Here is an 11,113-nt window from a genome sequence, read left to right as displayed (position 1 = left end):
CGCCCACCCGCTCCTCCCCCGTCGCGGCCGCCGCCGGTACCCGGGCCGCCATGAAGCGGGTGGTGCGGCGGAGGCGGAAGCCGAGGGATTCGTAGAGGCGGATGGCGGTCGTGTTGCCGGCGGCGGTGTGGAGGAAGGGGGTTTCGCCGCGCTCGCGGATGCCGTGGGCGACGGCGAGGACGAGGCGGGTGGCGAGGCCCGCGCCGCGGAAGGCCGGGTCGGTGCAGACCGCGCTGATCTCGGTCCAGCCCGGCGGGTGCAGCCGCTCACCGGCCATGGCGACCAGCGCGCCGTCCCGGCGGATGCCGAGGTAGGTGCCGAGTTCGACGGTGCGCGGCAGGAAGGGGCCGGGCTGGGTGCGTTCGACGAGGTCGAGCATCTCGGGCACGTCGGCCGGGCCGAGCCGTACGGCCTCCTCGTCCGGGGCCGCGGCGACTCCGTCGTCGACGAGCTGCACGCCCGCCAGGTCGAAGGTCACCTCCCAGCCGGCCGGGAAACCGCCGGTGTAGGCCGGGACCGGGACCTCGGCACCGGGACCGGCCAGCGCCGCGAGGTCGGCCCAGTCGTCGGCGTCCGGTTCGTCGGGGAGACCCAGCCACGGCGAGACGTCGAGCGGATACCGCAGCACCCGGCCGCGCCGCTCGGCGAAGTGTGCGTGCGGCCCGGTGAGGGAGGCCAGCGCGGGGTTGTCGAGGACGTGCGGCACGGTGTCCGTGCCCCTGCCGCCGCCCGGGTCGTACTCGGTCATGCGCTCTCCCACTCCGCTCCGCCGTCGTCCGGCCTGCCCTGCTCGCTCTGCCCGTCCGGCGTCCGCCGGTCGGCCGCCGGCCGACCGGATCCACCCGGTCCGGCCACTGGCGGCAAGGATGATCGACGCGGCCCTGTTCCCGGCGCTCCGAAGAGTTCACGCGGCCGCAATGATCGCCACCCGCCCCGGGGCCGGGGCACTCCTCACCGGCACGTACGGTTGTATGACTCAGCAACCACCGCCGTCACGTTGGGCCCCCATGAACGTCACCCGAGGCTTCACCGGACGCCCCCGCGTCGACCACCCAGGGTTGCCGCCCGGCCAGTACGACGCCGGCGACGACTGGCCCGTGCTGTCGGCCGAGGTCACCCCCGACCTGGCACCCGCCGACTGGACGTTCCGGATCGACGGTCTGGTGGCGGAGCCCCGCACCTGGGACTGGGACGAGGCGCACGCGCTGCCCGCGTCGGCGTACGAGGGCGACATCCACTGTGTGACGAGCTGGTCGAAGTTCGGGGTGCGCTTCGGGGGCGTCTCGCTGGACGCGTTCTGGGACGTGGTCCGGCCCGACGCGTCCGCCACGCACGTGGTCGCGTACGCGCACAGCGGTTACACCACGAACCTCCCGCTCGCCGACCTCACCGGCGGGCGTGCCTGGATCGCCTGGGAGTACGACGGCGCGCCGCTGTCCGCCGAGCACGGCGGTCCGGCGCGGCTGCTGGTGCCGCACCTGTACTTCTGGAAGAGCGCCAAATGGATCGCCGGCCTGCGGCTCCTCGACCACGACGAGCCCGGCTTCTGGGAGCAGAACGGCTACCACGCGCGGGGCAACCCGTGGGAGGAGCAGCGGTACTCCGGTGACTGAGACGACAGCCCCGTACACGCCGATCGCGCCGCGGGCGGCGGCCATCGCGCCGGACACGCCCTTCTCGCCGCCCACCCGGTTCGCCGTGCCCGGCCGTATCGCCGTGAGCACCCGGGCGGCGGCCCTGTGGCAGACGGCCACACTGACGGAGATCCGGCGGGAGACGCCCACCGTGTCCACGTTCCGGTTCGCGGTGCCGGGGTGGGCCGGACATCTGCCGGGGCAGCACCTGATGCTGCGGCTGACCGCCGGGGACGGCTACACGGCGCAGCGCCACTACTCGCTGGCGTCCCCGCCGGACGACACGGGGCACATCGAGCTGACCCTGGACCATGTCGAGGGCGGTGAGGTCTCCGGCTGGTTCCACACCGAGGCCCGGCCGGGCGACGTGGTGGAGGTGCGCGGCCCGCTCAGCGGGTTCTTCGCCTGGCCGGGGGACCGGCCCGTGCTGCTGATCGGTGCCGGTTCCGGTGTCGTCCCGCTGATGTCGATGCTCCGCCACCACCGCGGGCGGGCGCTCGGCGTGCCCCTGCGGCTGCTGGTGTCCGCGCGGGGGCCCGAGGAGCTGATCTACGCGGCGGAGTACGGCGCGGAGACCACGGCCGTCTTCACCCGGCGGGCGCCCGAGGGGTCACCGGTGGGGCGGCTGTCGGCGGCGCAGGTGGCGCCGATGCTGGCCGAGCGGCCGCCGGGCGGGTGGGAGGCCTATGTGTGCGGCTCCAACGCGTTCGCCGAGCACGCCTCGCGGCTGCTGGTGGCGGCGGGACAGCCGGTGGACCGCATCCGCATCGAGCGGTTCGGCTGACCCTCGCGCGTCCCGTTCCGCTCGACCGGGGAGTCCGACTGACCCTCGCGCGTCCCGTTCCGCTCGACCGGGCGGTCCGGCGCGGTGGCCGCGCCCTCGGCGTCCGCCCTCTCCACCATGATTTACGGCGCAAACCATGCCATCGCGGCCTCTTTCGGGTACACCGGAAGTGCGGACCAGTCCTAACCGGGGTTCTCGTATCCGAGGGCCGTACCGGTGAGGGAGGGCGAGATGCGAGGCCAGGTCTTCGGGTGGCGTTGGCGCGCCAATCCGCTGCGGCGACGCTCGGACGTCGTCGAGGCGTGGACGGTGCTGTGCGTCGTGCTGCTGCTCGTCCTCGGCGCCCCGGCCCTCGGGGTCGCGGTGGGCCGGTGGGCGCACGGGGACGCGCGGGCGCACGCCGTGGCCGAGCGCGCCGCGCTGGACCGGGTCAGCGCCGTGGTCGTCGAGAGGGCGCCGGCCTCCGTGCCCTCGGCGCACGGCGACAGGCAGCCCCAGTACTGGGTGGGCGCCCGCTGGACCGAACCCGACGGCGGTTCCCGTACCGGTGAGGCGCGGGTGCCGGCGGGCACCGAGCGCGGAGACCGCGCGGATGTGTGGCTGGACGAGGCCGGCCGCAGCGTCCAGCCGCCGCCGACCGACACCGCCGTCTGGCAGCACGCGCTGGCCATGGGGACCTGCGCCACGGGCGGGGCCGTCGCCGTCGTGCTGCTCGGACACGTCGTCGTCCGCCGGATCGCCATTCGGCACCGGCTCGCCGAATGGGAGCAGGAGTGGGCCCGGACGGGGCCCGACTGGGGACACCGTTGGGCCTGACGCGGCACGAGAACGAACGCGAACAATTCTCAGCTGATAGCTGCGCAGCGCATGTCGGCCACCCCCGGAACATCCACAAAATCCACTTCTCCAACGCAGTTGATACTTCAATTGCGTTGCTGCCATACTCCGCTTCCCCCCCACAGGCATAAGGCAGCGAAGAGGGTGCATTGTGGCCAACCACGCGGCACGGTACGGCAGTTCTGCCCCGTCTCCCCCCGCACGGACAAGCCGGCAGCTCATCCACACCCATCCTGAATTTCGTTCAATAAGCACGTCATATCGCAGATTCGGGATAACGGCGACCGCGTTGTCCGTCGGTGCATTCCTGTCGTACGTCCTCCTGTCGAGTTTCGCGCCAGGAGTGATGAACCAGCGATTGATCGGACATCTGACGCTCGGGCTCACCCTCGGCCTGGCGCAGTTCGCCGTCATGGGCGTGACCGCGTTCCTGTACGTCCGGCACATGCGCGAGAACGTCGACCCGGTCGTCCGGCGCCTCCGTGCCCAGCTGGAGGAGCGCGAGGCCGAGCAGCGTCGGGTCCCGGCCGGACGGCGGTTCGGCGCATGGTGAGCTTCTCCGCGAGCGTGGCCGACGCGTTCAGCCTGCGGCTGACGTTCGTGCTGTTCCTGACCGTCGTGGTGATCACCCTGTTCACCGCCTTGCTGACGGCACCGCAGCGGGACGAGATCGGCGAGTTCTACCTCGGCAACCGTGACATGTCGCCGCTGCGCAACGGCCTCGCCATGTGCGGTGACTATCTGTCGGCCGCGACCCTGCTCGGCAGCACCGGCCTCGTCGCCCTCACCGGGTACGACGGTCTGCTCTACCTCGGCGGCACGGTCGTCGCCTGGATGATGGTGCTGCTGCTCATCGCCGAACCCCTGCGCAACGCGGGGAAGTTCACCCTCGGTGACGCCCTGGCCCGGCGGCTCCCGCTGCGGCAGCGGCAGGTCCGGCTGGCGCTCGCCGTGTGCACGCTCTCCGTGTGCACCCTGTACCTCGTGGCCCAACTGGTCGGCAGCATCGCGCTGATGACACAGTTCGTCGGCGAACCCGGCCCGACCACCCGCATGATGATCGTGATCATCATCGGCACCATCGTCACCATCTACGCGGCCATCGGCGGAATGCCCGGCGCGACGTTCATCCAGGTGGTCAAGGCCGTGCTGCTCGTCGCAGGCGTCACGGTGGTCGCGGTCCTGGTGTTGAACCGCTTCGACTGGAACATCGACGGCCTCCTGGCGTCCGCCACCGCGGGCAGCGGACTGGGCGACGCGTACCTGCAGCCCGGTCTGCGCTACGGGGCCGGACCGATCAGCAAGATCGACTTCTTCAGCCTGCAACTGGCCATCGTCCTCGGGCTCGCCGCACTCCCCCACGTCATGATGCGGCTCTTCGCGCCCCGCCGGACCAGGGTGCTGCGCGCCTCGGTGGTGTGGGCGGTGGGTCTGGTCGGGTTCGTGTGCCTGATGGCCGGCGTCCTGGGTCTCGGCGCCACGGCCGTCGTCGGCCGGGAGACCATCGCCGACATCGACCACAAGGGCGACGCGGCCGTACTGCTCCTCGCCCACGAGCTGGGCGGCGAGGTGCTCACGGCGGTCGTCTCGGCCCTGGCCTTCGTCACCCTGCTCGCGGTCGCCGCCGGTCTCATGCTCGCCGCGGCCTCGTCCGTCGCCCACGACCTGTACGGCGAGGTGATCCGCAAGGGCAGGGCAAAGGAGACGCAGGAACTGGCCGTGGCCAGGATCGCCGCGGTGATCCTGGGTGTCCTGAGCATGCTGTTCGCCCTCCTCGCCTGGGGCACCAACACCGCCACGCTCGCGTTCCTGGCCTTCGCGATCGCCGCGTCCGCCATCCTGCCGACCCTCGTCTACAGCCTGTTCTGGCGGGGGTTCACCGCGCGCGGCGCCCTGCTCAGCCTGTACGGCGGTCTGGCCACGTCGGTGCTGCTCGTGCTGTTCTCGCCCGTGGTCTCCTCCACCCCGGGCTCGGTCTACCCCCACGCCGACTTCGCGTGGTTCCCGCTGCAGAACCCGGGCATCGTGTCGATCCCCGCGGGCTTCCTGCTGGGGTGGCTCGGCTCCCGTCTCGGTCCCCGGGAGCAGGAGAGCGTGTACGAGGACTTCGAGGTCAGGGCCCTGGTCGGGGCCGACCAGAGGTGAGCCCCGGCACCGGCGGCCGGTGAACCGTGGGGCGTCGCACACCCAGGGAAAAGCCCCTTGGCGGGCCGCGACGCCCCACGTACGGTGTGATCATCCGCACCTCATCCGCACCGTAGAACTCAAAAGGTGGTCCTTCATGGCCCTGTTCGACCTGCCGTTGGACGAGCTCCGTGGTTATCGAAGCGCTTCGACGGAGCCCGAGGACTTCGACGCCTTCTGGGCGAAGACGCTCCAGGAGGCCCGCGCACACGACCTGGACGCCCGTTTCGAGCCGGTCGAGACCCATCTGAAGTCGGTAGAGGTCCACGACGTCACCTACTCCGGATTCGGCGGCCACCCGGTCAAGGGCTGGCTGGTCCTCCCGGCCGGAGCGACCGAACCGCTGCCCACCGTCGTGGAGTTCATCGGCTACGGCGGCGGTCGCGGCCTGTCCCACACCCATCTCCTGTGGGCCTCGGCGGGCTACGCGCACTTCGTCATGGACACCCGGGGCCAGGGCAGCGCCTGGGGCGGGGGCGGCGACACCCCCGACCCGGTGGCGGGCGCGCCCGCCTTCCCCGGCTTCATGACCCGGGGCATCGACGCCCCCGAGAACTACTACTACCGCCGGGTCTACACCGACGCCGTACGCGCGGTCGAGGCCGCCCGCGCGCATCCGCGCACCGATGCCGCGCGCACCGCCGTGACCGGCTCCAGCCAGGGCGGCGGTATCGCGATCGCCGTCGGCGGACTGGTCCCCGACCTGGTGGCGGTCGCGCCCGACGTGCCGTTCCTGTGCGACTTCCCGCGCTCCACGACGATCACCGACCGGGATCCGTACCGCGAGATCGGCAAGTACCTCAAGACCCACCGCGGCCGCACGGAACAGGTCGGGCGCACGCTCGCGTACTTCGACGCCGTGCACTTCGCCGCGCGCGGCAGGGCCGCCGCACTGTTCTCGGCGGCCCTGGAGGACCAGACCTGCCCGCCGTCCACGGTCTTCGCGGCCTTCAACGCCTGGGCCGAGGCGAACAAGCGCATCGAGGTCTACGACTTCAACGACCACGAGGGCGGCGGCCCCTTCCAGGAGGCGGTCAAGCTGCGCTGGCTGGCCTCGCAGCTCTGAGGGGGCTCACCGGCGGCTGACCGGCGAGGGCGCCGGCGACGTGCGGTTCTCGGACCGATGGTCGGCCTGGCGGTGGAGCCCCGGGACTACCGGCAAACGGCACCTGATCCGGTCCACACGGAGCCCGCACGGCCGGTGTTCCTGCCCGGGAATTCTCGCGGGCAGGACCGGTAGCCGCCGTTCCGCCGCGCACCTTCCCTCCTGTCCGACCAGTCGGTATGTTCAGGGGGCCGGTCGACGCTCGTCCCGGCGCACGGCCGTGGACGACGGAGGGTTCATGTCTCAGTCCCAGGTGCGGGGTCACTGCGAGGCGCGGTTCGAGGCCGTGCGCAGGGCGTTCGAGGAGAACTTCGCCGAGCGCGACGAGCTGGGCGCGGCGGTCACGGTGACGCTGCGCGGGGAGACCGTGGTGGACCTGTGGGGCGGCTGGGCCGACGCGGCGCGGACCAGCCCCTGGGAGCGGGACACCGTGGTCAACGTCTGGTCGACGACCAAGGGCCCGACGGCACTGTGCGCGCACCTCCTCGCCGACCGGGGCCTGCTCGACCTGGACGCCCCGGTGGCCGCGTACTGGCCGGAGTTCGCGGCGGCCGGCAAGGAGGGCGTCCTCGTCCGGCATCTGCTGTCGCACCGCTCGGGGCTGGCGGGACCGCGTGAGCCCCTCTCGTTCGAGCAGCTCCTGGACTGGGAGCTGACCGTCAAGCGGCTCGCCGCGCAGGAGCCGTGGTGGGAGCCGGGCACGGCGTCCGGGTACCACGCCATGACGTTCGGCTTCCTCGTCGGCGAGGTGGTCCGGCGGGTGTCGGGGCTGCTGCCGGGCGCGTTCCTGGCGCGGGAGGTGACCGGTCCGCTCGGTGTCGACTTCACCATCGGGCTGCCGGAGACGGAGGCGTCACGCGCGGCCGAGCTGGTGCATCCGCCGGCCGCGACGACCAGCGAACAGGCGGCTGTCTTCGCACAGTTGACGCCCACCGCACTGGCCGCGCTCGCCAACCCGCTGGTCGGCGCGGCCGAGGCCAACACCCCCGAGTGGCGGGCCGCCGAGGTGCCGGCCGCCAACGGCCACGGCACCGCGCGTGCGGTGGCCACGCTGTACGGGATCCTCGCGCTGCGCGGCACGTGGGGCGGCCGGAAGGTGCTGTCCGCCGAGGCGGCCGAGCGGGTCCGTGAGGGACAGGGAGCCTGCCGTGACCTGGTGCTCGGCGCCGGCTTCGGCCGGGACACGGAGATCGGCCTGGGGCTGTGGCTGAGCGGCCCGCACGGTTCGTACGGGCCCAACCCGAGGGCCTTCGGCCACGACGGTTACGGCGGCTCGTGCGGTCTCTCCGACCCGGAGGCCGGTGTCTCCCTGGGGTACGTCATGAACCGTATGGGTCCGCACATCGCCGACGACCCGCGCAAGATGGCGCTCGTCGACGCGCTCTACAGCGCGCTGTGACCCATGGGGCGGCACGCCCCTCGTGTGGTCCGGGGTGTGCTCCCCCTGCACGGAGAGTCCTGCGTGAGTGCACGCTCAGTCGATTCCCGCGCCTCGACCGGTGCCAGTATCGACCCCGAGCGAACTGTGGTCCATCGCTGCTCCCCGCAGCGAACAGCGGTCCTTCGATGCCGATTTCTCGACTTCGTCAGGAGCTGACACACACATGCGCAGACATCACCGTCCTCTGGTCCTGGGCGTCGCCGTCACGGTCGGGGTGCTCACCGCGACGGTCATCCCGTCGGCCGCCGCCCCCGCGGCCGACCGGACGACACCGAAACCCACCGTCGTCCTGGTGCACGGCGCCTTCGCGGACGCCTCCGGCTGGTCCGGCGTCGTCTCACGGCTGAAGAAGGCCGGTTATCCGGTCGTCGCCCCGGCCAACCCGCTCCGGGGCCTGCAGCCGGACGCCGCGTACCTCTCCTCGCTCCTCGGCACGATCGACGGTCCGAAGATCGTCGTCGGGCACTCGTACGGCGGTGCCGTCGTCACCGAGGCCGCCGCGTCCGTGCCCGAGGTGAAGGCGCTGGTGTACGTGGCGGCCTTCATGCCCGACAAGGGTGAGGTGCTCGGCGAACTCTCGAACCGCTTCCCCGGTTCCGAACTGCTTCCGGCACTGGAGGGCCTGCCGGACGGGGCCGGACACACCGACGTGGCCATCAAGCCCGACAGGTTCCACGACGTGTTCGCCGGCGACCTGCCGCGTTCGCAGACGTCGGTGCTGGCGGTGTCCCAACGCCCAGTCAGTCTCTCGGCGTTCGAGTCCACGGCGCAGGCCGCGGCGTGGCGCACGATCCCCTCGTGGTTCATGGTCGCCACCGGGGACAAGACGATCTCCCCCGCGTTGGAGCGCTTCCAGGCCAAGCGTGCGGGCTCGCACACCGTCGAGGTCAACTCCTCTCACGTGGTGATGATGTCCCACCCGGACAAGGTGACCGCGCTGATCAAGTCGGCGGCGAAGTCCACTCGTTGAGGCTTGGTCGGCAGGCTCGGGTCAGCCCTTGCGGGTGGCCACCACCATGCGGCACCGGGGGCTGCCGTCGGGCCGCCGGCCGAACTCGGGCAGCGCGGACAACTCCACCTCGAACCCGGCGCGTTCCAGCTCACGCCGTACGAGACCGAGCCGGAACGGCCGGTAGTACATGACGAACGGCGGCCGCCAGACCGCGTTGCGCACCCGCATCGCCGCGTCGAAGCCCAGGGCCGCCCAGTACCAGGGGGAGCGGGCCGGGGCGGGCGCCGGCAGCGGGAACGCGAAGCGCCCGCCCGGCCGCAGGACGGAGTGGACCTCGGAGAACAGGCGCGGCAACTCCTCCGGCAGGAAGTGCCCGAACGCGCCGAGACTGACGGCCAGGTCGAAGGCCGAGGTGAAGGGAAGGGCGAGGGCGTCTGCGCGCACCCAGGAGAGGCGGGGGCCTTCGCCGCCGGCGAAGGCGCCCCCGGGGCCCGATCGGCCGGCGGAAGACTCCCCCGGCCCCGGGGAGCGGGTGGTGCCGGAGCCCACCCGCTCCCTGCCCACGGCCAGCATCCCGGCGCTGATGTCCACGCCGGTGACGCTCGTCCGGCAGACCTCGCGCAGCACCTCCATCCCGGCCCCGGTGCCGCAGCAGAGGTCGAGGCCGTCCTCGAAGGGGCCCATCGACGACAGGGCCGCCTCGACCGCCTCCAGGACGGAGTCCGGTGTACGGAACGGGGTCTGGTCGAACTTGGGCGCGAGCAGGTCGTAACCGTGTTCGACGGAGGAGAGCGCCTGAACGGCGAGTTCGCGGAGGCTGGGGCCTTGCGGGGTGAACATCACCTCAGCTTAGGGCCTGACTCGGGGCAGCGCCGGGCGCGGACTCTCCCCTATGGTCCGGGACATGACTTCGTTCCGTCCCGCCCCGACCTGGCTGGCCGACGCCGTCTTCTACCAGATCTATCCGCAGTCCTTCGCCGACTCCGACGGGGACGGCATCGGGGATCTCGCCGGGATCACCGACCGTCTCGACCATCTGTCCTGGCTGGGCGTCGACACCGTCTGGCTGAACCCCTGTTTCGTCTCGCCGTTCCGGGACGCCGGGTACGACGTCGCGGACTATCTGACCGTCGCCCCGCGTTACGGCTCCAACGACCACCTGGCGAGGCTCGTCGACGAGGCGGGGCGCCGGGGCATCCGGATCCTGCTGGATCTCGTCGCCGGCCACACCTCGATCGACCACCCGTGGTTCCGGGCCTCCGCTGACGACCCGGACGACCACCGCTACATCTGGACGGCACAGGGCAGGCCCGACGGCTTCGTCGCCTCCCCCGGTACCCGGCCGGGCGCGTACCTGCCGAACTTCTTCGACTCCCAGCCCGCCCTCAACTTCGGTTACGCGCGCGGCAATCCGGCCGAGCCGTGGCGGCTGCCGGTCGACGCCGACGGCCCCCGCGCCAACCGCGAGGCCCTCCGCACGATCATGGACCACTGGCTGGGCCTCGGCCTCTCCGGCTTCCGCGTCGACATGGCCGCGTCACTGGTGAAGGACGACCCGGACAGGGCCGAGACCGCCCGCGTCTGGACGGAGTCGCGGGCCTGGCTGGACACCGCCCACCCGGACGCCGTACTGCTCGCCGAGTGGGGCGAGCCGGAGGTGTCGATCCCGGCCGGTTTCCACGCCGACTTCTTCCTTCACTTCGGGGGCCCGACCGACGGTCTCGCCCTGCGCTCGCTGTGGAACAACGGCGCGGGCACGGTCCACGAGGACTGGGGCCCCCTCGACTGCTTCTTCGACGCGAGCGGCGGGGGCTCACCGCGCCCGTTCGTCGAGGCCTGGCAGCAGGCGACCACGGCCGTCGACCGTACGGGCTTCGTCTCCCTGCCCACCGCCAACCACGACTTCTCCCGCCTCAACTGCGGCCCCCGTACGCCCGATCAGCTGCCCGCGGCCTTCACCTTCCAGCTGACCTGGCCGACGCTCCCGGCGATCTACTACGGCGACGAGATCGGCATGCGCTACCTCCCGGGTCTGCCCGACAAGGAGGGCAGCGCCCCCGCCCCCACCTCAACCCGCCCGGGTCCCCCCCCCCCATAGCGGTTTCCCTTTACCCACTCCCCGTACCCACGGACCCGGGAGAAACCCCGATAGCCGCTCTGGGTTGGAAAAAAAAAA

Annotated in this window: 10 protein-coding genes and 1 pseudogene; 9 read left to right on the top strand and 2 right to left on the bottom strand. The window is 72.0% G+C overall.

The annotated features are described in order from the left end of the window. Positions 1-748, bottom strand: a 748-nt coding sequence (locus tag P1P70_RS31780; protein WP_319243937.1) for a GNAT family N-acetyltransferase, incomplete at its 3' end; no start/stop codon positions are given. Between the two features lie 259 nt (positions 749-1,007). Here P1P70_RS31780 and P1P70_RS31775 point away from each other — a divergent pair. The 8 genes from P1P70_RS31775 to P1P70_RS31740 all read left to right on the top strand — a co-directional run bounded on the left by P1P70_RS31775 (position 1,008) and on the right by P1P70_RS31740 (position 8,955). Continuing rightward, on the top strand, positions 1,008-1,613 hold the full coding sequence (locus P1P70_RS31775) for a sulfite oxidase-like oxidoreductase (protein ID WP_319243935.1): 606 nt from the start codon (positions 1,008-1,010) through the stop codon (positions 1,611-1,613). Positions 1,614-1,656: 43 nt separating this feature from the next. After that, complete coding sequence (locus tag P1P70_RS31770; protein ID WP_319243938.1) at positions 1,657-2,418, top strand: ferredoxin reductase; 762 nt, start codon at positions 1,657-1,659, stop codon at positions 2,416-2,418. 231 nt (positions 2,419-2,649) lie between these two features. Continuing rightward, a complete protein-coding gene (locus P1P70_RS31765) occupies positions 2,650-3,234 on the top strand; it encodes a hypothetical protein (RefSeq protein WP_319243933.1) in 585 nt (194 codons plus the stop codon). 172 nt (positions 3,235-3,406) lie between these two features. Continuing rightward, positions 3,407-3,808 carry a DUF485 domain-containing protein gene (locus P1P70_RS31760; protein WP_319243931.1) on the top strand — a complete coding sequence of 134 codons (402 nt, stop codon included), beginning with the start codon at positions 3,407-3,409 and terminating at the stop codon, positions 3,806-3,808. After that, on the top strand, positions 3,802-5,400 hold the full coding sequence (locus P1P70_RS31755; RefSeq protein WP_319243929.1) for a cation acetate symporter: 1,599 nt from the start codon (positions 3,802-3,804) through the stop codon (positions 5,398-5,400). Before P1P70_RS31760 ends, P1P70_RS31755 begins: the two co-directional genes overlap by 7 nt. A gap of 136 nt (positions 5,401-5,536) precedes the next feature. Beyond that, positions 5,537-6,505: an acetylxylan esterase gene (locus tag P1P70_RS31750; protein ID WP_319243927.1), complete on the top strand. Its 969-nt coding sequence runs from the start codon at positions 5,537-5,539 to the stop codon at positions 6,503-6,505. A 277-nt stretch (positions 6,506-6,782) separates the two neighbouring features. Next, positions 6,783-7,943: a serine hydrolase domain-containing protein gene (locus P1P70_RS31745; RefSeq protein ID WP_319243925.1), complete on the top strand. Its 1,161-nt coding sequence runs from the start codon at positions 6,783-6,785 to the stop codon at positions 7,941-7,943. Positions 7,944-8,148: 205 nt separating this feature from the next. Then, positions 8,149-8,955, top strand: coding sequence for an alpha/beta hydrolase (locus P1P70_RS31740; RefSeq protein WP_319243922.1), 807 nt, complete (start codon positions 8,149-8,151; stop codon positions 8,953-8,955). A gap of 21 nt (positions 8,956-8,976) precedes the next feature. On the opposite strand, the gene P1P70_RS31735 is transcribed toward P1P70_RS31740, so the two are convergent. After that, complete coding sequence (locus P1P70_RS31735; RefSeq protein ID WP_319243920.1) at positions 8,977-9,777, bottom strand: class I SAM-dependent methyltransferase; 801 nt, start codon at positions 9,775-9,777, stop codon at positions 8,977-8,979. 64 nt (positions 9,778-9,841) lie between these two features. Between P1P70_RS31735 and P1P70_RS31730 the strand changes: the two are divergent. Further along, positions 9,842-11,032: pseudogene (locus P1P70_RS31730) on the top strand (alpha-amylase family glycosyl hydrolase); the annotation flags it as partial. Positions 11,033-11,113: the final 81 nt, after the last annotated feature.

The sequence above is a fragment of the Streptomyces sp. MB09-02B genome, from assembly GCF_033794485.1.
Taxonomy (GTDB): domain Bacteria; phylum Actinomycetota; class Actinomycetes; order Streptomycetales; family Streptomycetaceae; genus Streptomyces.
Note: the sequence above shows the minus strand (reverse complement) of the source record. Positions and strands in the feature narration are given on the sequence as shown.

Coding starts and splice junctions, on each gene's coding strand:
- P1P70_RS31775 (WP_319243935.1), top strand. CDS start 1,008: ATGAACGTCACCCGAGGCTTCACCGGACGCCCCCGCGTCGACCACCCA.
- P1P70_RS31765 (WP_319243933.1), top strand. CDS start 2,650: ATGCGAGGCCAGGTCTTCGGGTGGCGTTGGCGCGCCAATCCGCTGCGG.
- P1P70_RS31755 (WP_319243929.1), top strand. CDS start 3,802: ATGGTGAGCTTCTCCGCGAGCGTGGCCGACGCGTTCAGCCTGCGGCTG.
- P1P70_RS31750 (WP_319243927.1), top strand. CDS start 5,537: ATGGCCCTGTTCGACCTGCCGTTGGACGAGCTCCGTGGTTATCGAAGC.
- P1P70_RS31745 (WP_319243925.1), top strand. CDS start 6,783: ATGTCTCAGTCCCAGGTGCGGGGTCACTGCGAGGCGCGGTTCGAGGCC.
- P1P70_RS31740 (WP_319243922.1), top strand. CDS start 8,149: ATGCGCAGACATCACCGTCCTCTGGTCCTGGGCGTCGCCGTCACGGTC.
- P1P70_RS31735 (WP_319243920.1), bottom strand. CDS start 9,777: ATGTTCACCCCGCAAGGCCCCAGCCTCCGCGAACTCGCCGTTCAGGCG.